The following is a 24,296-nucleotide window of genomic DNA, read 5'->3' as shown; positions in this document are numbered from 1 at the left end:
AGCATGACCATTCCTTTCCGGACGCTTCACACTGGTTCTCCGCGAAAAACTGCGGGTTATCCCAGCCGCTCGACCGCCCGCACCGGGCAGACCTCGGCGCAGTTGCCGCAGTGGATGCAGTGGCTGGGGTCGATGGCGCGGGGCAGGGCGTCCCGAATGCAGCCGACGGGGCAGATTTCCCGGCAGGCCCCACAGCCGATGCACCGCTGCGGGTCGATCCGGTAGCCGCTGCCGCTCGTCTGCTGCCCGCCGAAGGAAAAGGCTTCCCGCAGAGGCGGCAGCTGGGAGAGGTCGAAGTATTCGCCCTCGCCGCGATAGAGATGGAACACCTCCAGCGCCCGGCGGCTCTCTTCGCTGGGATAGATTTTCGCCATGTAGGGGTTCTCATGAAAAATTTCGTCCAGCTTCTCCCGGCCGATGTTTTTCACCGCGCCCCGCACCGAGACGGCCAGGGTGGAGAGGGTGCCCGATCCCTTCATCCCGCTGACCGCCACATAAGGATTTGCCGTCAGCCGCCGGTAAAAGGACTTGCCCCGCGCGGTGAGAAAATAGAGGCCGCTTTCGTCCGAGAGCATCATGTCGATGACGCAGGTACAGGGCAGGCCCTCCCCGTCCACCGTCGCGCAGACGGTGGAATGGATGTCGCGCTGCAAAATCTGCAAATAGTCCCTTGCTGTCATTTTATCACACACCCTCCTAATAAAATAGGCCCGCCGGAAAAACCGACAGCCCCCGGGGCGGCCGGCGGGCTGTCAGTCTTGGATCGGGAGGTTTTACAGGTCGTATTCCTTGGGCGGCTCGCCGGAAAAGTCGGCGATGACGGCGTGGGCGCCCTCGAGATAGAACACCTCGAAGATGGGGTTTTGGGCCTCGCCGTACTGCCCTTTGACGATGGGGTTTTGCAGGCACATCTCCTTGACGGCGCGGTTGTTCTGGAACACCGCCTTGCCGGCGAGGCGGATCCAGGCGAAGGCCGGGCTGGAGACCGAGACCTCGACGTAAGGGTTCTGCTGCATATCCTTGTATACGTCCTTTTGGTTGTTGGTGCAGAACCACAGCTTTCCGTCCTGCTCGCCCGCGAACATGAAGGGGCGGCACTTGGCCTTGCCGTCCCGGCCGACGGTGGCCAGGTACTGGACCGGGTTATCGGTTAAAAATTTGATGACTTCGTTCATGATGTTACCTCCAATTCGGCATGTGTGTGAGGCGCCGCCTCTCTACACCCTTATGGTAATGCGCCGGGGCCGAATTGTAAAGTAAGCACTTTTTTGTGCGATAGTTACCCAAAAGATACCGTTGGATGTTTACAGGGATTGCGGCTTGCATCGGAAGGCCATCCCAGCTATAATGGGGCTATCTGAAATAAAAGGAGGAGGCTGCCATGCCCGAGACCAGGGACCTGCCCGCCTGCCCGGTGGAAACCACCCTGACGCTGATCGGCGACAAGTGGAAGGTGCTGATCCTGCGCGATTTGTTGGCGGGGACCAAGCGCTTCGGGGAGCTGCGCAAATCCATCGGCCATGTGACCCAGAAGGTGCTGACCGCCCAGCTGCGCGAGATGGAGCAAAGCGGACTGCTCACCCGCAAGGTCTACGCCGAGGTGCCGCCGCGGGTGGAGTACACCCTGACCGAGACCGGCTATAGCCTCAAGCCGATTTTGGACGCGATGTATCGCTGGGGCGAAGGCTATAAAAGCAAGGAGCCAAAGGAGTAGCTGCACCGGTCGAGGCGCGTGCCAAACAAATCGCGCTCCCCACTTTCGTGAGGAGCGCGAATCGGGTGCGGCGGCCCGCCGCTGGAGCTACTGGTCGGAATCGAACCGACAACCTGCTCATTACGAGTGAGCTGCTCTGCCATTGAGCCACAGTAGCATGGTATGTTTCCCTACAAAACTGCCGATACTATTATACCGATAAGGCTTGGCGAAGTCAAGGGAGATAAGGGGTTTGTTCACAAAATGTGGTAGACAGCCGGGATGTTACGGTGTATAATAAATCAGTTACCATCACGATTAGGAGGACAGTTTTATATGAAGTGTAAAACCAGGGCGGCAGCCCTGCTGATGAGTGCGGCCATGGTCTTTTCCCTGGCGGCCTGCGGGGCGGATACCAGCTGGGTCGCGGAGCATGAGGGCAACAAAATGAGCGCCGGGGTGTACATCCTTTCCGAGATCGACGCGTATTACGATGCGCTCGACAAGGCGCCCGACGGGGTCACCTCTCCCAAGGATGTGATGAAGGCGCAGATCGACGGGAAAACCGGCAGCCAGTTCATCACCGAGCGGGCTGTGGAATACGTCAAGCAGTTCTACACCATCGAAAAGCTCTTTAATGAGAAGGGGCTCACCTTCAGCGAGGACACCGAGCAGAATATCGTCAAGAACACTGACTACCTCTGGGAGTATTCGCAGGAATTCTACGAGAGAAACGGGATTTCCAAGCAGGCGGTCTCGACGCTCAACCAGAATCTCTACAAATCGGACATGCTCTTCTTCGATTTATACGGCGAGGGCGGCGAGCGCACCGTCGGCGACAGCGAGATCGAGGACTACTATGTCTCCACCCGTGCGCGCGTGCGGTATATCCCCTTCGCGTTCTTCGACCAGAGCAAGATGGAGATGCTCCCGGACGAGGAGAAAGCCAAGGTCGAGGAAAAGGCCAATTCCTACTTTGAGCGGGCCAAGGCGGGCGAGGACATGAACGACCTGATCGCCGAGTACGAGACCGAGCAAAACGGCGGCACCGCGCCCCACGAGCACACCCCCGGCATGCACGACGCCATCATCAAGGAGACCTCGCTTTCCCCCTCCTCCGACTTCGTGAAGGAGATGTTCTCCGCACCCATCGGCGAGGTAAAGCTCTTTTCGGACAGCACCTCCTATTATGTGGCGGTGAAGGTCGATCCGCTGGCGGACGACCGCTCCGACTTTGAAGGCAACCACGCCAAGTTGCTGCAGGAGATGAAGAAGGACGAGTTTGACGAGTACCTGCTCGAGCAGTCGAAGGACGTGCAGGTGACCTTCAACGATGCGGCCATCAAGCGCTACACGCCCGAAAAGCTCAAGTTTGACGAGCCCGAGGAATAAGCGGCGGCGGTGGCGAGCCGCCACCCCCTATACGCGAAAGGACTAGCGTGCGAGGCAGCTGTGCTCAGCCCGCGGCGGCAGGGTGCCGCTCCCAATTCGCGAAAGGACTCCTTTACAAGGCGGCAATATTCAGCCCGCGTCCTGAATAAGAGGGTTCCAAGGGGGCGACGCCCTCTTGGCGGGTGCGGGCAGAGCCCGCGACCTTCAGCGCCAGCGAAGCGCGGGGAGGGTGAATCGAACCTCCAGTGGAGGTTCGAGAGGGAAACCCCAAGAGGGGGTGCCCTCAAAAACGATCTCTTCAAACAGCAGAAAAGTTCAGCCGCTGCGGGAGCTCCCGCAGCGGCTGTTTGCTAATCGTCCAGAATCCTTGCGCCGGTGATGGGACTGCTGTCCTGGAACACCTCGATCATCATGCGCACGCCGAAGGTGAAGCCATAGATAAAATTGTCCGTGTCATCCAGCTCTTCGAGATCGCTTTGCGTGTCACAATACTCGTTCAGGAGCCGGATTTGCTCCTCGTCCAGATGGTCGCGCAGCTTCTTTTCCTTTTCATTGTTTTTGAAAAAAGCATGCGCATAGAGGGAGTCATCTTTAAATTTGTAGTTTTCGGAGAAAAAATTGCTGTGGGCCAATTCTTCTAACGCACTTTTCATCATTCTACTCCTTTCGGCACACGCCCCTTGAAAGAAGAAACCGCGTATGGTAAAATATTTACGCAGTCTTCCTTTCGGGGGCTGTGTGCGGGGGAAGCGGTGCTGTCTTTGGTAGGGGAACGCCGCTTCCTTCATTTTTTGAGGTCGTCCTTTAACTTTTTAATCCCGCGCCTTGCCGCTTCTGCTTTTTTCACTTGTTCCTGCTCACAGTAAGCCTCTAACACTTCGTAGCTTTCGTTGTCTAAACGAATAAAAAGTGCTTTGTCTTTGGGGTTATCAGTGGGACGGCCCATTTTGGGACATGCCAAATATTCACCTCCTTTTGATATACAAAACTACAGCACAATTGTATATCAAAAGTCAATGTTTTTTCGACAAAATTTTCCTTAAACTTTGCAAGTAGCGGCTTGCCGATTTGGGGAACCCCCTCTTGGGGGTTCCCCGGCCGAGCTTCCACTGGAAGCTCGGCCTCCCCTCCCCGCGCTTAGAAGTCTTGCAGGACGCGGGCTGGACGCTTCCGGCCCCATACGTGGTCTCTTTCGCGAATCGGGGGCGGCACCCTGCCGCCGCGAATCGGGAGCGGTAGATTGCCGCCGCTCGCTGGCGCTGAGGATTTCGCTCCCTGTGGGGAGCGCCCAGCAGGCTCTGCCCGCTGGACACCTGCCAAGGGGGCGCCGCCCCCTTGGAACCCTGTTTTTGCACACACCAAAAAAGCGCTGTGGAAATTTCCACAGCGCTTTTTATTCCTTAGACCAGGTGCTTGATGTGCTCCTCCCGCTCGCCGGGGAGCAGATCCACCGGCGGGATCTCGATGAGGGTGTAGCAGCCCGGCTGCTGGCGCACGGCCGCCCGGGCGCTGGAAACCATCACCTGCGCGGTGAGGGCCGGGTTGTTGATGGACATCCGAAACTCGAAGCGCTGGTTGGGGGTCACGCCGGACACGCCCTTGCGCTCGAGCAGCACGCCGTGGCCGGAATCCCGGATGTCGTCCACACTGCGCACGAATTTGACGTGGGTCTCATCCTTCTTGAAGTAGTCGTCCTCCTTGATCCGGCGCTTGATGTGCTCGGGGTCATAGCCGTCCTCGAGCTCGACGTAGCACATGCGCCGGTGCATGCCGCTGCCCACCGGCACGGTGACCGACAGCGCATCCCGTACCCCCTCGATCGCCTTGATGGCGACGGTGTGGCCCATGCTCATGCCGGGGCCGAAGTTGGTATAGGTCAGCCCCTTGGGCGCGCAGGCGAGCAGGATGGCGCGGATCACCGAGTCGGTGCCCGGGTCCCAGCCGGCCGACATGACGGCCACCCTGCCGTGCTCCTTGGCGGCGGCCTCGAGCGACTGGTGCAGCGCCGGGATTTTCGAGTGGATGTCGAAGCTGTCCACGGTGGAAATCCCCAAGGAGAGGTAGTCTTTCGCGATGGCCTCGACCGAACGGGTGGGCACGCAGAGGATGGCCACATCCGGCTTCTCTTTGAGCTTCCGGATGTCGTCCACCACCTCGAGCCCCTCGAGCGCGGGCGGGGGGTTGAGCGCCGAGCGGCGCACGATGCCGCAGAGCTCGAAGTCCTTCGCCTGGCTGACGGCCTCCAAAACGGCCTTTCCGATGTTGCCGTATCCGACAATGGCTGCCTTGATCATAAAATCTCCCTCTTTCTATAAGGCTTTGGCGGTGTAAGGGAACCTTCTGATCAAATTATAGCATCCTGCCGGGCTGTTAGCAACCGCTGACCGTGACTTAGGCGCTGCGATGCCGGGCGGTATCCGAAACGATATGCCCGTCGCGCAGGCGGATGACCCGTCCGGTGCGTCCGGCCAGGCCCGGGTCGTGGGTGATCAGCACGATGGTGCGCCCTTCCTCGTGCAGGGCGCGCAGGATGTCGATCACCTGCTCGCCCGACTGGGTATCGAGGTTGCCGGTCGGCTCGTCGGCTAAAATCAGCGCCGGGGCCGCGGCGACCGCCCGGGCGATGGCCACCCGCTGCTGCTGCCCGCCGCTCATCTGGCCGGGACGGTGGTGCATGCGGTGGGAAAGCCCCACCCTTTGGAGCGCCTCGCGGGCCAGGCGCTCGCGGGCCGCGCGGGGCAGGCGGCGGTAGATCAGCGGCAGCTCGACGTTTTCCAGAGCGCTCAGCGAGTCGATCAGGTTGAAGCCCTGGAAGATAAAGCCGATCTGCCGGTTTCGGATGTCCGAGAGCCGCTCATCCGTCGAGTGGGCGATATCCACCCCGCCGAGCAGGTAGCTCCCGCTCGAGGGCAGGTCCAGGCAGCCCATAATGTTCATTAAGGTGCTCTTGCCCGAGCCGGACTGCCCCACGATCGAGACGAATTCCCCCTCGCCAATCGACAGATCCACATCGTGCAGCGCCTCCACCTCGGCCTCGCCGCTGTCGTAGGTTTTGCACAGCCGGCGCAGCTCGATCAGGTTTTCCATGGTAAACCATCACTCCGTTTCCCTTATTTGTTCTAGTTTTCCGCTCCTGCGGGGAAATATCCACCGCTTTGGCAAAGCCGCTGAACGTGCGGGTTTTTCACCTTTTCCACCTTCCTTTCCACACAAATCATGCGGTTTTCCCGATTCATTGTGGAAAACCCGGTGGAAAGGGTTAAAAACCTGATATTTTATTCGAATAATACTATTCGTAAATCTTGGCCCCGACTTGTGGACGGGTGCCGCAGGAATTTTTGGGGAAAATAGTTTGGGTTATCGTTGCGCGGCATGCGGGGCATCTGATATAATAGATTTTAGACCCTGACTGGACTCACACGAAGGAGGAAGCGAGGATGGATGTGCGGGTGGGGGACACCCTGGTCATGAAGAAAAACCACCCTTGCGGGGAGAACCGCTTCGAGGTTCTGCGCAGCGGGATGGATTTCAAGCTGCGCTGCGTGGGGTGCGGCCGGCAGGTGATGGTCGCGCGCAGCAAATGCGAAAAAAACATCAAGAAGATCATCCATCAGGACGAGGGGTAGCGCCGCCCCCGTTTTTTGATTTCATTAAGTTTACAGAGTAACGGAGGAAACAGCATGTTTGATCAGTTGGAAGGCGTGGTCGAGCGGTATGAAGAAGTGGGCCGCCAGCTCATGGACCCCTATGTGGTCAGCGACAACCTGCGCTACCGCGACCTGATGAAGGAGCACAAGCGCCTGACCCCGATTGTGGAGAAGTATCTGGAATACAAAAAAGCGAAAGCCGACGCCGAGGAGGCGCGCGCCCTGCTCGAGGAGGGCGGGCTGGACAAGGACTTTCGCGAGATGGTGGAGGCGGAGTACGCCGAAAACCGCGAAAAGACCGAACGCTTTGCCGAGGAGCTCAAAATCCTGCTGCTGCCCAGCGACCCGAACGACGACAAGAGCGTCATCATCGAGATCCGCGGCGGCGCGGGCGGCGAGGAAAGCGCCCTGTTCGCCAATTCCCTCATGCGCATGTACACCATGTACGCCGAGAGCCAGGGCTGGAAGTGGGAGATTTTGTCCGCAAACCCGACCGAGCTGGGCGGCTTCAAGGAGGTCAGTTTCTCGATCGAGGGGGAGGGCGCCTATTCCCGGCTGAAGTTTGAGAGCGGGGTGCACCGGGTGCAGCGCGTCCCCGAAACCGAGAGCGCCGGGCGGATCCACACCTCCACCGTGACGGTGGCGGTGCTGCCCGAGGTGGAGGACGTCGAGGTGGACATCAATCCCGGGGATTTGCAGATCGACACCTACCGCGCCTCGGGCGCGGGCGGGCAGCACGTCAACAAGACCGAGAGCGCGATCCGCATCACCCATCTGCCCACCGGGCTGGTGGTGGAATGCCAGGACGAGCGCAGCCAGCACAAGAACAAGGACAAGGCGATGAAAATCCTGCGCTCCCGCCTCTACGAGCAGGAGCAGCAAAAGCAAAACGACGCCATCGCCTCGCAGCGCAAGCTGCAAGTCGGCACCGGGGACCGCAGCGAGCGGATCCGCACCTACAACTACCCGCAGGGGCGGGTGACCGACCACCGCATCGGGCTGACGCTCTACAAGCTCGAGCAGGTGCTAAACGGCGATCTGCCCGAGCTGATCGACGCGCTGATCACCTTCGACCAGGCCGAAAAGCTCAAGGAGCAGACCGAGGCGCAGTAGACCTTTTTTGGAAAAGAGGATTTTGCTTGGATACCCGTATGTTTGACTGGAAGGCGGACAGGATAGAATCCGGGGAGCTCTGCGCCGTCTGCGAGATATTGCGCCGCGGCGGGATCGTGGCCCTTCCCACCGAGACGGTCTACGGCCTGGCGGCCAACGCCCTGGATGAGCGCGCCGTCGCCAAAATATTTGCGGCCAAGGGCCGCCCGCAGGACAATCCCCTGATTGTGCACATCAGTGATCTTGCGATGCTCGGGGAGCTGGTCACCGCCTTTCCGGAAGGGGCCCGGCGGCTGGCCGGGCGCTTTTGGCCGGGCCCGCTGACCATGGTGCTCCCGAAAAGCGATAAAATCCCCGCCGCCACCAGCGCGGGGCTGGATACCGTCGGGATCCGCATGCCGTCGGGGGAGATCATCCGCCGGGTGATCGAGGAGAGCGGGCTGCCGCTGGCGGCCCCGTCGGCCAACCGCTCGGGGCGGCCCAGCACCACCAGCGCGCGGCACTGTATCGAGGACCTCTGGGGCCGGGTGGACGCCATCGTGGACGGGGGCGAGTGCGAGGTCGGGGTGGAGTCCACCGTGGTCTCGCTGGCGGGGGAGACGCCCCGCCTGCTGCGCCCGGGGGCGGTCACCTACGAGCAGCTTTGCGCGGTGCTCGGCGAGGTGGAGATGGACCAGGCGGTGCGCGGGCAGGCCGACCCCGAAAGCCGGGTGAGCGCGCCGGGGATGAAGTACCGCCACTACGCGCCCAAGGCGAAGGTGCGCCTGCTGCTCGGCGGCGGGAAAGAATTTTCAGACTATGTCAACGCCCGCGCGGGCGAGGGGACTTACGCCCTCTGCTTTGCGGGGGAGGAGGGCGCGCTCTCGGTCCCGGCTATCGTGCTGGGGAAGGAGAGCGAGCCGCTGACCATCGCGCACCGCCTCTTTTCGGCGCTGCGCGAACTCGATGAGAAAGGAGCTGGAACGGTGTTTGCCCACTGTCCCGCGCCGCAGGGCGTGGGGCTGGCCGTCTACAACCGGATGGTGCGGGCTGCGGCGTTCGATGTGATCAAGCTATGAGCTATGTATTGGGGCTGACCGGCCAGACGGGCGCCGGCAAGACCACCGTCTGCGACGCGCTGCGCGCGCGGGGCGTGCCGGTGATCGACTGCGATCTGCTCGCGCGCGAGGTGATCGACAATTCGAAAAGCTGCCTGGGGGATTTGGTGCTGGAATTCGGGTGCGATGTGATCGACCACAACGGCGAGCTCAACCGCCGCAAGCTGGGCTCGGTGGTCTTTTCCGACAAGCGGCGGCTGCGCCGGCTCAATGAGATCACCTATCCGCACATCATGCGCCAGATCGAGGAGACGGTCGGAAGCTACCGCGAGGCGGCGGTGCCGCTCCTGGTGCTCGACGCGCCAACCCTCTACGAGGCGGGGGCGGATAAGCTTTGCGACGCCGTGATCGCGGTGCTCGCCCCCGAGGAGGCGCGCCTGCGCCGGATCATGGCGCGGGACGCGCTGCCCGAGCCGGATGCGAGGAACCGGATCAAGAGCCAGCACAGCGACAGCTTCTATAAAAAGCGGGCCGACTTCGTGGTCGAGAACAGCGGGACGCAGGCCGAGCTGCTCGGCTATGTCGACGAGATTCTCGCCCAGGTCTGCCCGGCGCAGGATGGAATCCATGAAACGGCAAACGTCTAAATACTTTTTTTATACCGTGATCGTGGTGGTGGTGATCGCCGCCTGCGGGCTGCTGCTCAGCTTCGGGCTGCAGAAATATTACAACGCGCGCTATCCGATGGAGTACCAGGGCGTGATCGAGTCGTACAGCAAGGAGTATTCGCTGCCGCCCTCCTTCGTCTTTGCGGTGGTCCATACCGAGAGCCGCTTCGATCCGCAGGCGGTCAGCGAGGACGATGCGCGCGGGCTCATGCAGATTACGAAGGATACCTTCGACTGGGTGCTCTACCGCATGGGCGAGGAGGAGATGGACTACGACGAGGTCATCTTCGACCCGGCGCTCAACGTGCGCTGCGGGACCTTTTTGCTGCGCTACCTCTACGACGAGTTCGGCTCGTATGACCTGGCGCTGTGCGCCTATCACGCGGGGCGGGGGAGCGTCAACGGGTGGCTCGCGGACGAGGAGTTTTCGGACGACGGGCAGACCCTCAAGGAAATCCCCTTCAGCGATACCCGCTGGTATGTCGAGCGGGTGAACGAGACCCGTAAGATTTATCAGGATTTATACGATTTGGAATAATATTATTAATTTATACTTTTGATAGAATGGGAGGTTCTATTATGCCGGAAAAAACCAAGGGTGAGCTTTTGCAGGAAAAGCTCTGCTATGAGGTCAAGAACGCGGGCGAGGAGATGAGCGAGCAGGAGCTCGCCAAGGCGGACGGCTTCTGCGAAGCCTATAAGGCGTTTCTGGACTACGCCAAGATGGAGCGCGAGGCGGTGGAGTTTGCCGTCTCGGTGCTGGAGGAGCGCGGATACCGCGCCTTCGAGCCGGGGAAGGAATACAAAACCGGGGATAAGGTTTACTACAACAACCGCGGCAAGGCGCTGATCGCCGCCGTGATCGGGAAGCGCCCGCTTTCGGACGGGGTCAAGATTCTGGCCTCCCACGTCGATTCCCCGCGGGTGGATTTAAAGCCCCGCCCGCTCTATGAGGACGGGAAGCTCGGGTACTTCAAGACCCACTACTACGGCGGGATCAAGAAATACCAGTGGGGCGCGATCCCCCTCTCGCTGCACGGGGCCGTCGTAAAGCGGGACGGCACCCTGCTGCCGGTGCGCATCGGCGAGGAGGAGGACGACCCGATCTTCTGCATCACCGACCTGCTGCCCCACCTTTCCCAGGAGCAGAACAAGCGCCCCCTCTCCCAGGGGCTCAAGGGGGAGGAGCTCAACATCCTGATCGGCTCGCGCCCCTTTAAGGATGACAAGGTGAGCGAGAAGGTCAAGCTCAACCTTTTAAACCTTCTGTTTCAAAAATACGGGCTGGTGGAGGAGGACTTCCTCTCGGCCGAGCTGTGCTGCGTGCCGGCCTTCCCGGCGCGCGACCTGGGGCTGGACCGCAGCATGATCGGCGCCTACGGCCACGATGACCGGGTCTGCGCCTACACCTCGCTGATGGCGCTGCTCGACTTGGAAGAGATCCCCGATTACACCGCGCTGGTGGTGTTCGCGGACAAGGAGGAGATCGGCAGCGACGGGAACACGGGGCTTAATTCCTCCTTCCTGCGCTATTTCATCGCCGACCTGGCGGCCCCGCACGGGGTGGAGGCACGCACCGTTCTGCACCATTCGATGTGCCTGTCGGCCGACGTGAACGCCTCGTTCGACCCGACCTTCCCGGATGTGAGCGACAAGCGCAACGCCTGTTTCCTGAACGGCGGCGTGGTGGTCACCAAGTATACCGGCAGCGGCGGCAAGGGCGGTACCAACGATGCCTCGGCCGAGTTCATGGGCAAGGTGCGCGGCATCTTCGACGACGCCAAAATCCATTGGCAGGTCGGTGAGATGGGCCGGGTGGACCTCGGCGGCGGCGGCACGGTGGCAAAATTCGTGTCGGCCCTGGATGTGGATACGGTAGACATCGGGATCCCGGTGCTCTCCATGCACTCCCCCTTCGAGGTGGTCTCCAAGACCGATATCTACGACGCCTACCTCGGCTTTGGCGCCTTCCTGCGCGCCGAATAGGCCGCAGCCTTGACAGCATGAGAGGAGGAGCGGCATGATCGAGACCGAACGGCTGCTGCTGCGGCCCCACACCCTGGACGACTATGGGGCCCTGTGCGAGATTTTGCAGGACCCGCAGGCGATGTACGCCTATGAGCACGCCCTGCCGGACTGGGAGGCGCGCGAGTGGCTGGAGCGCCAGATCGCGCGCCAGGAAAAATTCGGTTACAGCCCCTGGGCGGTGATTTTGAAGGAGAGCGGCAGGCTGATCGGCCAGTGCGGCCTCTCCTGGCAGGAGACCGACCGGGAGGATGAGCTGGAGATCGGGTATCTTTTAAACCGCGCCTACTGGCACAAGGGGTATGCCGCCGAGGCGGCCATCGCCTGCCGGGACTACGCCTTCGATGTGCTTGGGCAGGAACGGGTATGCTCGATCATCCGGGACAATAACCTCTCCTCCCAGGTGGTGGCCCGGCGGATGGGGATGAAACCGGAGCGCACCTTCGTCAAGCACTATTACGGGATGGAGATGCCGCATATCATTTTTACCGTGCACAGAAACGAGCGATAAAAGAAACCGGCGCCCGCGCGGGGAATTCCCCGCGTGGGCGCCCTTTGGGAGTTGACGAAGTTGGAGCTGCAGGAGCTGCTGGATCAAATCACACGGGAATACCGGGCGGTGCTGGGGAGGAAGCTCCGCGGGCTCTACCTGCACGGGTCGGCCGCGCTGGGAGGATTTCACCCCGGGCGCAGCGACCTGGATTTCCTGGCGGTGGTGGACCGGCCGCCACATATCTGCGAGAAGCTGCGGCTTCTGGGGTTCCTCTGTGCCCTCTCGCCGCAGGGACCGAAAAAGGGGATCGAGATGAGCGTCGTGCTGGCATCCGTCTGCCAAAGGCCGGTACTGGATATGCCCTTTGAGCTGCACTATTCCCCGATGTGGCGGGAGCTGAGCGAAAGCGATCCGTTGCGGCTCTGCATAACGGTCGGGCGGACCGACCTCGACCTGCCCGCCCATTTCAGGGTGGCGCGCGAGCGGGGCAAGGCCCTCTTCGGCCCGCCGCCGGACGAAATATTCGCCCCGGTGCCGGACGGGCTCTACCGGGAGAGCGTTTATTTGGACCTGCGCGCTTCGCGCGAAGAGCTCGGCGGCGACGCGGCCAGCGTGCTGCTCAACCTCTGCCGTACCCTCGCCTTCGAGCGGGAGGGATTGCTTCTCTCCAAGGCGGGCGGCGGCGAGTGGGCTCTGAACAATCTCGGGCTGCGCGACCCTGCTCCGCTTCGCCGGGCGCTCGACTGCTGCATTGGCGGCCTGCCGATGGAGGCGGATTTCGCCTGCGAGCAGCTTTGCGGTGAGCTGATGGGATTATTGGGGATCGAATAAGTGCCGCTTCAGGGCAGGGTGCCCCGCCTTCTCCTTTTGCCGCGGACGGCAATGCCGCTGCGGGGCTGTCCGCCCCGCGCCCCGAGTCCTCTTTTCCACGTGGAAAAGAAGAGGACGGAAAAGACGCAAAAGGAGGGGGATTCCCCCTCCTTTTGATGACCTCCCCGCGCGACCGCGCGCGGACTATACACGTTTTGTGCCCGCCGCATATGCGAAGCCCCGCTCCGTTTTTGGGAGCGGGGCTTTTGGCCCGCGCAGGCGACTGATGGCAACAACGATTGCACCCCCTTCGGGGGCCCTTTCCCGTGAGAACGCCGGCGGCGGTTTGTGCCTCTTTCGCGGGCTGAGCATGGCCGGCCTGCACTCTGGTCGTTCGCGTATAGGGTGTGGCGCCCCGCCACCGCGGGCTGAGCATGGCCGGCCTACACCCCAGTCGTTTCGCGAATTGGCCGCAGCGCCTCGCCACCGCGGGCTGAGCATGGCCGGCCTGCACCCTGGTCGTTCGCGTATAGGGCGTGGCGCCCCGCCACCGCGGGCTGAGCATGGCCGGCCTGCACCCTAGTCGTTCGCGTATAGGCCGCAGCGCCCCGCTGCCGCGAATCGGCTGCAGCGCCCCGCTGCCGTTAGCTGCAGAAGAGGTGGTTGCCGATGCGCAGGATGACCGGGCGGGTACGCATCCACTTGTTCGAGGTCTTGTCGGGGTTGAAGTAGTAGATCGCGCCGCCCGAGGGGTCCCAGCCGTTGAGGGCGTCCTTGGCCGCACGGTAGGCGGATTCGGAGATCGGCTCGTTGATCTGCCCGTCGGTGATGGCGGTGAAGGCGCCGGGCTGATAAACCACGCCCGCCACCGAATCGGGGAAGGAGGGATGCTCCACCCGGTTTAAGACCACCGCGCCCACCGCGACCTGGCCGGTGTAGGGCTCGCCGCGCGCCTCGGCCGAGATGATCCGCGCGAGGAGCTGGTAGTCGGCGTCGTTGGTGACCCCGCCGGAGGAGCCGCCCGAGGCGGAGCCGGAGGGCAGGCCGAGCGCCGCGAGGGTGGCGCTGCCCGCGATTCCGTCGACCGACAGGCCGTTCTGCCGCTGGAAGTAGCGTACCGCCTCCTCGGTCTTCGGGCCGTAGGTGCCGTTGACCTCGTCAAAGAAATAACCCCAGTCCTTGAGGCGCTGCTGAATTTTGCGCACCTCGTCCCCGGTCGAGCCGCGCTGGGAGTAGACCTGCGCGGCCTCCTGGGAGAAATCGTTTTCTGCGGCGCGCACGCGGCCCTGATTGATCGCCTGGGAAACCAGGCCCAGCATCACGATATTGAGTAGGATGATGATCGCAACCTTTAGGGTTTTGATTCTGCTCGATTCCATTTAGAAAAACCTCCATTACGAAAGAGCTAACAGAAGTTTTCCCAAAACCGCCACTTTTATGAATCAAAATCCGCCTGCCTTTGCTAGGCCTCCCAAAACGGGGAAAACGCGCGAAAAATATTTGTTTGGAACCGATCCGGCCCTATAAAAATATAATGGTAGTACGAAAGGCAAAAAAGGGGGCCCTGACAGTGGAACTGCTATGGATCATTTTTATCACGGCATTCGCCGCGGTGTTCGCGTATTATTGCGGGGGATACATCGACCGGCGGGCTTCGGCGCGGCAGCATGTCGAGGAGGAACGCGAGCGCACGCAATACATCTGCGACCTGGCGGGGTACAGCCTGGGCTTCGCCGAATTTTTGTGCGAGCGCGCCTGGCTGCCAGCCGCACAGCTCACCGCCGCGGCCAAGGACCTGGCGCGGTACACGGTGGAGTATAACGGGGAGGACTTCTCCCCCGAGGAATACGGCGCGCTCTTTGAAGAGATCGAGCGCGCGGGCGCGCGCGGCTGAGAAAAGCGGTCCGCACTCCGGGAGTTGGAGTGCGGGCCGCTTTTGCATCCCCGGGGCCTTCATGCTATAATAATTGCGTTATTATAAAGGACAGAAATTTCCGTTGGAGGCGCCCTCATGCTGATCGATTTCCATATCCATATGTTCCCCGACGCACTGGCCGAGAAGGCGATCGCCCGCCTGGCCGCGGCCAGCGGACTGGCCCCCGAGACCGACGGGACCAAGGACTTTACGCTCCAAAAGCTGCGCGAGTGGGAGGTGGACCGGGCGGTGGTCCTGAACATCGCCACCAATTCCCGGCAGCAGACGAATGTCAACAATTTTGCCATCTCCTGTAACCACGACCCGCTGATTCCCTTCGGCAGCGTCCACTTTGAGAGCGAGTGCGCCCTCGAGGAGCTGGAGAGGATCAAAGAGGCCGGACTGCGCGGTGTCAAGCTGCACCCGGACTACCAGGGCTTTGAGATCGACGAGCGGCGGCTCTACCCCATCTACGAGCGGATTGCCGAGCTCGGGCTGGTCTGCGTCTTCCACACCGGCTTCGACGCCATCTCGCCCGACCACATCCACGCCACCCCGCAAAAGATCGCCCGGGTGCTGCGCGACCTGCCGCAGCTCACCATGGTCTGCGCGCACATGGGCTCGATGGAGCGCTGGGACGAGGTGGAGCAGTACCTCTGCGGGAAGCGGGTCTACTTTGATACCGCCTTCACCGCCGGCTACCTTTCGCCCGCGCAGGCCGAGCGGATCATCTCCCGCCACGGGGCCCAGAATATCCTGTTCGGCAGCGACTGCCCCTGGCAGGCGAGCAGCGCCACCTACCGCTTTATTGATTCGCTGCACATAAGCAGCGCACAGAAGGATATGATATTTTATCAGAACGCCCAGCGCCTGCTGGGGCTGTAAAGCGGGGGAGGCCTTTGGAACTAGAACTCATTCGTCAGCTTCAGTCCATCGCAACGCCGGCGCTGGATCTTCTGTTCCAGCTGCTGACCATGCTCGGCGAGCCGGTCCCCAGCGTCCTGATCTTCCTGGGCCTCTATTGGACGGTGGACCGCGAGGCGGGGGAATTTCTCGGCTACTGCCTGTGCAGCTCCCTGCTGCTGGGCAACGCCGTCAAGGATATCGTGCAGGCCCCCCGCCCGATCGGGGAGGAGGGGGTGCGCTCGCTGCGGGTGCATACCGCCACCGGGCACTCCTTCCCAAGCGGGCATACCCAGTCGGCCGCTACCCTCTATACCGGCCTTGGGATGTATCTGAAAAGGCGGGGGCCGCAAATTGCTTTCGCCCTGCTGATCCTGCTGGTGGGACTCTCAAGGGTCTATCTCGGGGTGCACTATCCCAAGGACGTGCTGGCGGGGCTGGCGTTGGGCGTGCTGGTCCCCTTCCTGGCGCGCTGGCTTCTGGCGCGCGTGCCCCGGCAGCGGCTGTATCTCTTCACCGCGCTGGCTTTCCTGCCCATCCTGCTGATTTCGCCCGGGCACGACTTCTACGTCGCCACCGGTTGCATGCTGGGTTTTCTCATCGCCATGCCGCTGGTGCACCGCCGGTTGCCGTTTCGCACGGATGTGCCGAGGCACGCGAAGCTGCTGCGCCTCCTGCTCGGGTCCCTGATGGTGGGCGGTTGCCACCTGCTCCTAAAAATCCTGCTCCCATCGGGGGAGGGGATGACCGTTTTGCGCTATGCGGCCACCATCTTTTTTGCGCTGGCGGGCTGCCCCTGGCTCTTTTTGCAGTTCCCGCACGTTTTTGGCGGCGGGACAAAAACACAAAAATGACCGCAAGCAATCCTATCTTGCGGTCATCTTTTTGACTATTTTTCGCAGTCTGCGCGAATATTCTGCTGGATGTGCCATCATTATACCAGTTTCTGGGCGGCTTTTCAAGGGAAGCCGCCCTTTTTCCCGCCATCCCCCTGGAAGGAAGGCCGCAAGATAGGATTGCTTGCGGACAATTTAATAGGGGGATTTTTAAATGAAACAGGGTGTGATCGCGGCGTGTTTGCTGATTCTGTTGTCGCTGGGCGCGTGGGCGGCGGGGAGTACGGTCTCCCTCGCGCCGAGCGCGGGGGAGGCCGCCGCCTACGGAATCAACATCCCCTTCACGGCGAGCGCGCACACCGGGCGGTACCGGTTTGAAATCTACGATGGCGGGAGCGCGTCGGGCGCGCCGCTCGCCTCCTATGGGGAGGCGCGGCTCACCCCCGGAGCGCGGGTGAATCTATATCTCCCCTTTTCCTATGACCCGGTGGCGCCGCACACCTATACCTTGCGGGTGCAGGCGCTGCCCGAACCCGGGCGGGAGGGGCTGGACCGGCCCGGCGAGCAGGCCAAACCCTTCACCACCGGGACCATCCCGACCTGCGGCAGCGGCGCGCAGCACGCGGTCTCGGCGGGCGGCTTCCTCGCCGGGGACGGGACGGCGGCGAGCCCGTTTATCGTGGCGACTCCCGAACAACTGGATCATGTGCGGCTGCACCTGTCAGAGCATTTTTTGCAGGTGCGGGACATCGACCTGCAAGGGCAAGGCTTCACGCCCATCGGCGTGTTCTCCGGCGTTTACGACGGGGGAGGATACGTGGTGCGCAACCTGACGGTGAATACCGCACAGGAGTTTGCGGCGCTCTTCGGGCAGCTCTCCGGCGCGGCAATTCAAAACCTGGGGATCGAAAACTACGCCATCTATTCTTCCTATCTCTATGGGCGGGGCGCGCCGCTCGCCGGCAGCAGTGCCTCGGGCGGGCTTTCCACCATTTCCCGCTGCTATGCCGACACCGGAACCGTGACCGCCAATGACGACGCGGGCGGACTGGTCGCCTATACGAATATGGCAATCACCGACTGTTATGCGGTGGGCGGCACCCTGCGCTCCACCCGGAACGGCGGGCACCGCACCGGAGGGATCGCCACCAGCTCCAATTACGGGAGCTCGATGACCCGCTGCTTTGCCGTTCCCTCCAGTATGTCCTATCACGCGCCCAACCAATCGGACGGCACCGGAGGCCTGGTGGGGATGACGGCCAGTTCTTTTGAAAGCTGCTACTGGATGACCGGGCGCGGCGCAAATTACGCCGTCGGCCAGTCCTCGGCAAACCCGGCGGGCACCACGGCGTTCTCCAGCCTCTCGAGCTTCAACTCCTTTGACACCATGCAGGGCTTCGACCCGGCGGTCTGGCGGGTGGGGGAAGAGCACCTGGTACTGCGGGTTTTCGACCACTGAATTATTTTTTTAAAAACGGCAAAACTCTTGACAAACCGCCGGGCGATCCTTATAATGGTTCTGTGACGTCTGAAAGAGGGCGTTTTCTGCCGTTTTTTGATTTCTGACGAAGTCGTAAAAACGGCGGCGTATGCCTCTGAGCGGGGAAAAGAGGTGTCCTGATTGATCCTGGATTTAACGCATCTGTTCGAGGACGAGGGCGGGGAGGTCCCCTTCAGTCACCTTCTCGACCTTTCGCAGGTAGAGTTTTTTGGCCGGCACATCCTGCAAAAACCGGTGGAGGTCGAAGGGCGGGCGGTCAACACGGCGGGCGTCGTGTCGCTGCAGTACGAGGCGCGGTATCGGATCGACACGGTCTGCGACCGGTGCCTGGAGCCCGTTTCCCGGGAAATGGCCTTTCGGCGCGAGCAGGTGGTGGTCAAGGGGCTCTCCGGCGAGGAAAACGACGAATATCTCGTCGTCCCGGACGGGCTCGTCAACCTGGACGAGCTGGTGTATGCTGACGTCGTTCTTGAGCTACCAAGCAAGAACGTATGCAGCGAGGATTGCAGGGGGCTGTGCGAGTGCTGTGGCGCCAATCTCAACCACGGAGCCTGCGGCTGTAAGAAGCCGTCGGTCGACCCGAGGCTGAGCGCGCTGCAGGATCTGCTCGAGCAATGATACGGTCCCATCCCCAACCGGTAACACATACACAATTAATATAAGGAGGTGCTGACATGGCAGTACCAAAGAGAAAGGTATCGAGAGCCCGCAGAGACAAAAGACGTTCGAACGTTTGGAAACTCCCCATGCCCGCTTTTTCCAAGTGCACCCAGTGCGGCGAGCTGAAAGCTCCCCACAAGGTTTGCTTGAACTGCGGCTACTATAAAGGAAGAGAAGTCATTTCCAAAGAGGCGTAAGCGAACAGCTTTCGATGATCGATGGAATAGAGGGGGAACATGAAGCTTCCGCCTCTATTTTTTTTGCAACACCGGGGAAAGGTAATGTAAGAAGGGCAGAGAGGAGGGCGCGTATGGCGGTCACGGTGACCGGGGTGGACGAAGGCTCCATCGCCGAGCGGCACAGGATAGAAGCGGGGGATAAAATCGTTTCGATCAACGGCCATCTCATAGGCGACGTGCTCGACTACCGCTTTTATATGACCGACTCCCTGCTGCAGATCGGCCTTGCCTGCCAAAACGGGCGGGAGAGGAAGGTGCGGGTGCGTAAGGAGGAATATGAGGACCTGGGGCTCCAGTTCGAAACCTACCTCATGGACCGCAAGCACACCTGCAAAAACAAGTGCATCTTCTGCTTTGTCGACCAGACGCCGAAGGGGATGCGCGAAACGCTCTACTTCAAGGACGACGACGAGCGCCTCTCCTTCCTCTTCGGCAACTATGTGACGCTCACCAACATGTCCCTCGAGGAGATCGAGCGGATTATCCGCATGCGCATCAGTCCGATCAACGTTTCGGTCCACACCATGAACCCGTCGCTGCGCGTGAAGATGATGAAAAACCCCAATGCCGGGAACGTGCTGAGCTATCTGCCAAAGCTCGCGGCGGGCGGGATCAAGCTCAACACCCAGCTGGTGCTCTGTCCCGGGATCAACGACGGGGACGAGCTGCGCCGCTCGATCGAGGAGCTGGGCGCGCTTTTCCCGCAGCTCGAATCCATCGCGGTGGTCCCGGTCGGGCTGACGCGCTACCGCGAGGGGCTGCCCGAGCTGCGCCCCTACACCAGGGAGGGCGCGCGCGAGGTGATCGCCACCGTTCATGAATATGGCGAGCGGTGGCTGCGCGAGCGGGGCGAGCGGCTGGTCTATCCGGCGGACGAGTTCTTCCTCGCGGCGGGGTACGAGCTGCCGCCCTACGAATATTACGGCGAGTTCCCCCAGCTCGACAACGGAGTGGGGCTGCTGCCGCTGCTCGAGCACGAATTTTTCGAGGCGCTGGAAAACCCGCCGTCGCTCGCGCGGGAGCGCGCCGTCTCGATCGCCACCGGGGAGGCCGCCTATCCGCTGATCGCCGCCCTGGCCGCCGCCGCACAGGAGAAAGTCGCCGGGCTGCGGGTGCATGTGCATAAAGTGGTCAACGACTTTTTCGGGCACACGGTCACCGTGGCCGGGCTTTTGACCGGGCAGGACCTCATGCGCCAGCTCGGCGGCAAGGCGCTCGGCGAGGAGCTGCTGCTGCCGCAGGTCATGCTGCGCCACGAGCAGGACCGCTTCCTCGACGACGTGACGGTCGGGCAGCTGGAGGAGGCCCTCGGCTTGCCGGTGCGCACCGTGCCAAACGACGGATACGAGCTGCTCGACGCGCTCATACTAGCAAGGGAAGGATAGTTTGGAAGTAAACTTTCAAACAAGGAGTGATATTTATGTCCAAACCATTGATCGCAATCGTGGGGCGGCCGAACGTCGGCAAGAGCACCCTGTTCAATAAGCTGTGCGGCAAGCGGATGGCTATCGTGGACGACACCCCCGGCGTGACCAGGGACCGCCTCTACGCCGAGTGCGAGTGGCGGGGCAAGGAGGTCATGCTGGTGGACACCGGCGGGATCGAGCCGCGGGCCGACGACGTGATTTTAAAGCAGATGCGCTTCCAGGCGCAGCTGGCCATCGACAGCGCGGATGTGATCGTGCTGGTGTGCGACCTGCGCTCGGGCGTGACCGCCTCGGACGCGGATGTGGCCGCCATGCTGCAAAAGAGCGGCAAGCCGGTGGTGCTCTGCGTCAACAAATGCGACACCCTGGGCAACCCGCCGCCCGAGTTTTACGAGTTCTATAACCTCGGCCTGGGCGACCCGATCGGGGTGTCTTCCACCCACGGGCACGGCACCGGCGACCTGCTGGACGCCTGCTACGAGCACATCGACTTCGAGCACCGGGAGGATTACGACGAGGAGTACGTCAAGGTGGCGGTCATCGGCAAGCCCAACGTGGGCAAGAGCTCGCTGATCAACAAGATCGCGGGCAGCGAGCGGATGATCGTTTCGGACATCGCCGGGACCACCCGGGACGCCACCGACACGGTGGTGGAAAACGAGTTCGGGAAGTACGTCTTCATCGACACGGCGGGGATCCGCCGCAAGGCCAAGGTGGAGGAGGCGGTCGAGCGCTACAGCGTGCTGCGCGCCTATATGGCGGTGGACCGCTGCGACGTGGCAGTGATCGTCATCGACGGTACGGTGGGCTTCACCGAGCAGGACTCGAAGATCGCCGGCTACGCGCACGACCAGGGCAAGGGGTGCGTGGTGGCGGTCAACAAGTGGGACGCCGTCGAGAAGGACGACAAGACGATGCAAAACTTTACGAAGGATTTGCAGGAGGACTTTTCCTTCATGTCCTACGTGCCCTTCGTCTTCATCTCGGCGCTGACCGGGCAGCGCCTAAAAAGCATGTTCGAGCAGATCAACCACGTCAACGGGCAGAACGCCATGCGGATCACCACCGGCGCGCTCAACGACGTGCTGGCCGTGGCCACCGCGCGCATGCAGCCCCCCTCGGACAAGGGTAAGCGGCTGAAGATTTATTACATGACCCAGGCGTCCACCCGGCCGCCGACCTTCGTGTGCTTTGTCAACCGCGCCGATCTGTTCCACTTCTCCTACCAGCGGTATCTGGAAAACCAGATCCGGCAGACCTTCGGCCTGACCGGCACCCCGGTGCGCATGGTGGTGCGTGAGCGGGGGGAATAATCCTTCCGTTTCTTTCGTATGATGCAATACGGGCCCCGGGACAGGCTCCCGGGGTCCGTTTTTGTATATGGGCGCGGGGTTGCGTTTGGCGTCCAAGGCTGGTAAAATAAAAACAGTATTTTGTTAAGAAGAGAGACGCACAAGGGGGCGTGACGGTTGATCACGATTTTGGCTTCGGTAATCTGCCTGGTGGAAGGGTACCTTTTGGGGAGCCTCAATTTCTCCATCATGGTGAGCCGGCTTTTTAAGGGCGAGGACATCCGCAACTTTGGCAGCAAAAACGCCGGGATGACCAATATCCTGCGCACTTACGGGAAAAAATATGCGGTGATGGTCGGCGTGGGTGACTTCTGCAAGGGGGTCTGCGCCGTCTTCATCGGGCGGCTGATCTTCTCCCTGATGGGAGTGACCCTCTTCGATGCAGGCTACGCCGCGGGCGCAGCCGCCCTGCTGGGACATCTGTTCCCGCTTTATTTTGGCTTTAAGGGCGGAAAAGGGGTGCTGACAGGCCTCGGCGTGGTGCTGACGCTCAGTCCGCTTTCTTTCGCCATCATCGTGCTGCTTGAGCTGCCGCTGCTCTATTTTACCCGGATCGTCTCCCTCGCCTCGGTGACGGGCGCGATCCTTTATCCCATCGTAACCTGCGTGGTGCATATCCTGCAGCGGCGCCCCTTCATCCTGGACACCGTCTTCTCGGTGGCGCTGGCGGGGGTGGTGCTCTACATGCACCGGGCGAACATCAAGCGGCTTTTGAGCGGGACGGAATACCGGTTCGGTCAGGACAAAAAGAAACAATAGAAAGGGGTGGCGCTTTGGCGACGATTATGATTCTGGGCTCGGGCGGCTTTGGCTGTGCGCTGAGCATCATGTGTGAAAAGATGGGGCACAAGACGGTTCTCTACTCCCCCTTTGAGGAGGAGCTTTCGGACATCCGCCGTGACGGCGAGCACAAGAGGCTGCTGCCGGGGGCGAAGATCCCGCCCACGGTCGAGCTGACCAGCGACCTTAGCCGTGCGGGCGAGTGCGAGCTCGCCATCATTGCGACGCCCTCCTTCGCGGTGCGCTCCACCGCCGGGAAGCTCGGCGGGCACCTGCGCGAGGGCGCGGTGGTCGCCTGCGTCTCCAAGGGGCTGGAGGACGGCACGCTTAAAACCTTCTCCCAGGTGATGGACGAGGAGCTGCCGAAGAATCACAACGTCATCATTTCCGGGCCCTCCCACGCGGAGGAAATCGCGCGCTTCATGCCCACCACCGTGGTGGCGGCCTCGAAGGTGCGCGCGGCCGCGGAATTCGTGCAGGACACGCTGATGAACCCGAGCCTTCGCATCTACGTCAACGACGACGTGACGGGGGTGCAGCTCGGCGGCGCGCTCAAGAACATCATCGCCCTGGCGGCAGGCGCCAGCGATGGGCTGGGGCTGGGGGACAACCCCAAGGCCGCGCTGATGACGCGGGGGATCACCGAAATCGCCCGGCTCGGGGTGGCGATGGGGGCCAAGACCGAGACCTTTGCGGGTCTCTCGGGGATCGGCGATCTGATCGTCACCTGTACGAGCATGCACTCGCGCAACCGCCGTGCGGGCATTTTGATTGGGCAGGGGAAGAGTGCCGGGCAGGCGATCGAGGAGATCGGCATGACGGTCGAAGGCTACAAATGCGCCAAGACCGCCTACGATCTTGCGCAGCGCACCGGGGTGGAGATGCCCATCATCACCGAGGTGTACAAGGTGCTCTACGAAGGCAAGTCGCCCAAGGACGCGATCCGTGCGCTGATGGACCGGCCCAAGCGCCACGAGTCCGAAGTCATCTGGCTACTGAGCAAATAGCGGCGGCAGCGGGGCGCTGCGGCCTATACGCGAAAGGACTAGCGTGCAAGGCGACAATATTCAGCCCGCGGCGGCAGGCTGCCGCTCCCAATTCGCGAAAGGACTAGCATGCAAGGCGGCAATATTCAGCCCGCGTCCTGAATGAGAGGGTTCCAAGGGGGCGACGCCCTCTTGGCGGGTGCGGGCAGAGCCCGCGACCTTCAGCGCCAGCGAAGCGCGGGGAGGGTGAATCGAACCTCCAGTGGAGGTTCGAGAGGGAAACCCCAAGAGGGGGTTCCCTCAAAAACGATCTCTTCAAACAGCAGAAAAGTTCAGCCGCTGCGGGAGCTCCCGCAGCGGCTGACTGCTAATTGTCGAACATTCCTACTCCCATAATAGGGCTTTGCTCTTCGAACACCTCGATTGCCATACGCATACCGATCTTAAATCCACAAATGAAATCGTCGATGCCGTTGAGCCCATCTGTTTCATTGTGCTGGACGGCGTATTCCTCCAGGAGCCGGGACTGCTCCGGGGAAAGAAGGGCCTCCAGTTCGTCTCGTTTTTCGCCCAGGACGTGTATAGACTCGGCGTAGGGGGAGCCGGGGCTGAATTTCCCGGCCAAGGGGTTGAGGTCTCCGTTTGCAAAATGCTCCAATATACTTTTCATAATTCTACTCCTTTCGGCACACGCCCCTTGAAAGGAGAAACCGCGTATGGTAAAATATTTACGCAGTCTTCCTTTCGGGGGCTGTGTGCGGGGGAAGCGGTGTGTACTTTGATAGGTGCGCCGCTTCCTTCATTTTTTGAGGCTGTCGT

General features: G+C 61.5%; 28 protein-coding genes and 1 tRNA gene. 20 read left to right on the top strand and 9 right to left on the bottom strand.

Annotation, left to right across the window (positions count from 1 at the left end; translation table 11 throughout):
- Window positions 1–56 precede the first annotated feature (56 nt).
- Together EDD78_RS00300 and EDD78_RS00295 are read right to left on the bottom strand one after the other, a co-directional pair.
- On the bottom strand, window positions 57–680 hold the full coding sequence (locus tag EDD78_RS00300; protein ID WP_132083385.1) for a 4Fe-4S binding protein: 624 nt from the start codon (window positions 678–680) through the stop codon (window positions 57–59).
- A gap of 93 nt (window positions 681–773) precedes the next feature.
- Window positions 774–1,175, bottom strand: coding sequence for a pyridoxamine 5'-phosphate oxidase family protein (locus EDD78_RS00295; protein ID WP_079700190.1), 402 nt, complete (start codon window positions 1,173–1,175; stop codon window positions 774–776).
- 206 nt (window positions 1,176–1,381) lie between these two features.
- Here EDD78_RS00295 and EDD78_RS00290 point away from each other — a divergent pair, with 206 nt between their 5' ends.
- Window positions 1,382–1,714: a winged helix-turn-helix transcriptional regulator gene (locus EDD78_RS00290; protein WP_132083383.1), complete on the top strand. Its 333-nt coding sequence runs from the start codon at window positions 1,382–1,384 to the stop codon at window positions 1,712–1,714.
- 82 nt (window positions 1,715–1,796) lie between these two features.
- Here the strand turns inward: EDD78_RS00290 and EDD78_RS00285 are convergent.
- Window positions 1,797–1,871, bottom strand: a tRNA-Thr gene (locus tag EDD78_RS00285).
- Between the two features lie 158 nt (window positions 1,872–2,029).
- On the opposite strand from EDD78_RS00285, the gene EDD78_RS00280 reads away from it, so the two are divergent.
- Window positions 2,030–3,085: a peptidylprolyl isomerase gene (locus EDD78_RS00280; RefSeq protein WP_079700188.1), complete on the top strand. Its 1,056-nt coding sequence runs from the start codon at window positions 2,030–2,032 to the stop codon at window positions 3,083–3,085.
- Between the two features lie 350 nt (window positions 3,086–3,435).
- On the opposite strand, the gene EDD78_RS00275 is transcribed toward EDD78_RS00280, so the two are convergent.
- The 4 genes from EDD78_RS00275 to EDD78_RS00265 form a co-directional block, all read right to left on the bottom strand.
- Window positions 3,436–3,738: a DUF6809 family protein gene (locus EDD78_RS00275; RefSeq protein ID WP_132083381.1), complete on the bottom strand. Its 303-nt coding sequence runs from the start codon at window positions 3,736–3,738 to the stop codon at window positions 3,436–3,438.
- Window positions 3,739–3,869: 131 nt separating this feature from the next.
- On the bottom strand, window positions 3,870–4,046 hold the full coding sequence (locus EDD78_RS13850) for a hypothetical protein (protein ID WP_165873042.1): 177 nt from the start codon (window positions 4,044–4,046) through the stop codon (window positions 3,870–3,872).
- Window positions 4,047–4,485: 439 nt separating this feature from the next.
- Complete coding sequence (locus EDD78_RS00270) at window positions 4,486–5,379, bottom strand: diaminopimelate dehydrogenase (RefSeq protein ID WP_132083379.1); 894 nt, start codon at window positions 5,377–5,379, stop codon at window positions 4,486–4,488.
- A gap of 97 nt (window positions 5,380–5,476) precedes the next feature.
- Window positions 5,477–6,172 carry an ABC transporter ATP-binding protein gene (locus EDD78_RS00265; protein ID WP_132083377.1) on the bottom strand — a complete coding sequence of 232 codons (696 nt, stop codon included), beginning with the start codon at window positions 6,170–6,172 and terminating at the stop codon, window positions 5,477–5,479.
- Between the two features lie 350 nt (window positions 6,173–6,522).
- On the opposite strand from EDD78_RS00265, the gene EDD78_RS00260 reads away from it, so the two are divergent.
- The 8 genes from EDD78_RS00260 to EDD78_RS00225 are packed head-to-tail and all read left to right on the top strand — an operon-like array spanning window position 6,523 to window position 12,899.
- The gene (locus EDD78_RS00260) at window positions 6,523–6,711 is read left to right on the top strand and encodes a DUF951 domain-containing protein (protein ID WP_079700185.1); all 189 of its coding nucleotides are present in this window, start codon (window positions 6,523–6,525) and stop codon (window positions 6,709–6,711) included.
- Between the two features lie 54 nt (window positions 6,712–6,765).
- Window positions 6,766–7,845, top strand: coding sequence for a peptide chain release factor 1 (prfA, locus tag EDD78_RS00255; protein ID WP_132083375.1), 1,080 nt, complete (start codon window positions 6,766–6,768; stop codon window positions 7,843–7,845).
- Window positions 7,846–7,871: 26 nt separating this feature from the next.
- Window positions 7,872–8,903, top strand: a complete 1,032-nt coding sequence (locus EDD78_RS00250) for an L-threonylcarbamoyladenylate synthase (protein WP_286170645.1) — start codon at window positions 7,872–7,874, stop codon at window positions 8,901–8,903.
- A complete protein-coding gene (gene coaE, locus EDD78_RS00245; RefSeq protein ID WP_132083373.1) occupies window positions 8,900–9,529 on the top strand; it encodes a dephospho-CoA kinase in 630 nt (209 codons plus the stop codon). Before EDD78_RS00250 ends, coaE begins: the two co-directional genes overlap by 4 nt.
- Window positions 9,510–10,088, top strand: a complete 579-nt coding sequence (locus EDD78_RS00240; protein ID WP_165873041.1) for a lytic transglycosylase domain-containing protein — start codon at window positions 9,510–9,512, stop codon at window positions 10,086–10,088. Before coaE ends, EDD78_RS00240 begins: the two co-directional genes overlap by 20 nt.
- Window positions 10,089–10,129: 41 nt before the next feature.
- Window positions 10,130–11,536, top strand: coding sequence for an aminopeptidase (locus tag EDD78_RS00235; protein ID WP_132083369.1), 1,407 nt, complete (start codon window positions 10,130–10,132; stop codon window positions 11,534–11,536).
- Window positions 11,537–11,570: 34 nt separating this feature from the next.
- A complete protein-coding gene (locus EDD78_RS00230) occupies window positions 11,571–12,086 on the top strand; it encodes a GNAT family N-acetyltransferase (RefSeq protein WP_132083367.1) in 516 nt (171 codons plus the stop codon).
- A gap of 60 nt (window positions 12,087–12,146) precedes the next feature.
- Entirely contained in the window at window positions 12,147–12,899 is a 753-nt protein-coding gene (locus EDD78_RS00225; RefSeq protein ID WP_132083365.1) for an aminoglycoside adenylyltransferase domain-containing protein, read from the top strand.
- A 623-nt stretch (window positions 12,900–13,522) separates the two neighbouring features.
- On the opposite strand, the gene sleB is transcribed toward EDD78_RS00225, so the two are convergent.
- Window positions 13,523–14,257, bottom strand: coding sequence for a spore cortex-lytic enzyme (gene sleB / locus EDD78_RS00220; protein WP_079700177.1), 735 nt, complete (start codon window positions 14,255–14,257; stop codon window positions 13,523–13,525).
- Between the two features lie 191 nt (window positions 14,258–14,448).
- Here sleB and EDD78_RS00215 point away from each other — a divergent pair, with 191 nt between their 5' ends.
- The 10 genes from EDD78_RS00215 to EDD78_RS00170 all read left to right on the top strand — a co-directional run bounded on the left by EDD78_RS00215 (window position 14,449) and on the right by EDD78_RS00170 (window position 23,498).
- Entirely contained in the window at window positions 14,449–14,772 is a 324-nt protein-coding gene (locus tag EDD78_RS00215; protein WP_132083363.1) for a hypothetical protein, read from the top strand.
- Window positions 14,773–14,889: 117 nt separating this feature from the next.
- Window positions 14,890–15,678: an amidohydrolase family protein gene (locus EDD78_RS00210; RefSeq protein ID WP_132083361.1), complete on the top strand. Its 789-nt coding sequence runs from the start codon at window positions 14,890–14,892 to the stop codon at window positions 15,676–15,678.
- A gap of 14 nt (window positions 15,679–15,692) precedes the next feature.
- Window positions 15,693–16,550: a phosphatase PAP2 family protein gene (locus EDD78_RS00205; RefSeq protein WP_132083359.1), complete on the top strand. Its 858-nt coding sequence runs from the start codon at window positions 15,693–15,695 to the stop codon at window positions 16,548–16,550.
- A gap of 196 nt (window positions 16,551–16,746) precedes the next feature.
- The gene (locus EDD78_RS00200) at window positions 16,747–17,991 is read left to right on the top strand and encodes a hypothetical protein (RefSeq protein WP_132083357.1); all 1,245 of its coding nucleotides are present in this window, start codon (window positions 16,747–16,749) and stop codon (window positions 17,989–17,991) included.
- Window positions 17,992–18,153: 162 nt separating this feature from the next.
- Entirely contained in the window at window positions 18,154–18,651 is a 498-nt protein-coding gene (locus EDD78_RS00195) for a YceD family protein (protein WP_079700172.1), read from the top strand.
- A gap of 56 nt (window positions 18,652–18,707) precedes the next feature.
- A complete protein-coding gene (gene rpmF / locus EDD78_RS00190) occupies window positions 18,708–18,890 on the top strand; it encodes a 50S ribosomal protein L32 (protein WP_079700171.1) in 183 nt (60 codons plus the stop codon).
- 113 nt (window positions 18,891–19,003) lie between these two features.
- Window positions 19,004–20,317 (top strand): DUF512 domain-containing protein, encoded by a 1,314-nt coding sequence (locus tag EDD78_RS00185; protein WP_132083355.1) that lies wholly within the window; start codon window positions 19,004–19,006, stop codon window positions 20,315–20,317.
- 35 nt (window positions 20,318–20,352) lie between these two features.
- Complete coding sequence (gene der / locus EDD78_RS00180; RefSeq protein ID WP_079700169.1) at window positions 20,353–21,672, top strand: ribosome biogenesis GTPase Der; 1,320 nt, start codon at window positions 20,353–20,355, stop codon at window positions 21,670–21,672.
- A gap of 156 nt (window positions 21,673–21,828) precedes the next feature.
- Window positions 21,829–22,470, top strand: coding sequence for a glycerol-3-phosphate 1-O-acyltransferase PlsY (plsY, locus tag EDD78_RS00175; RefSeq protein ID WP_132083353.1), 642 nt, complete (start codon window positions 21,829–21,831; stop codon window positions 22,468–22,470).
- Window positions 22,471–22,484: 14 nt separating this feature from the next.
- The gene (locus tag EDD78_RS00170; protein ID WP_181966759.1) at window positions 22,485–23,498 is read left to right on the top strand and encodes an NAD(P)H-dependent glycerol-3-phosphate dehydrogenase; all 1,014 of its coding nucleotides are present in this window, start codon (window positions 22,485–22,487) and stop codon (window positions 23,496–23,498) included.
- Between the two features lie 346 nt (window positions 23,499–23,844).
- On the opposite strand, the gene EDD78_RS00165 is transcribed toward EDD78_RS00170, so the two are convergent.
- The gene (locus EDD78_RS00165; protein ID WP_132083351.1) at window positions 23,845–24,147 is read right to left on the bottom strand and encodes a DUF6809 family protein; all 303 of its coding nucleotides are present in this window, start codon (window positions 24,145–24,147) and stop codon (window positions 23,845–23,847) included.
- Window positions 24,148–24,296 lie beyond the last annotated feature (149 nt).

The sequence above is a fragment of the Harryflintia acetispora genome, from assembly GCA_004340125.1.
Classification (GTDB): Bacteria; Bacillota; Clostridia; order Oscillospirales; family Ruminococcaceae; genus Harryflintia; species Harryflintia acetispora.
This window is presented reverse-complemented; position numbering and strand designations above follow the sequence as displayed.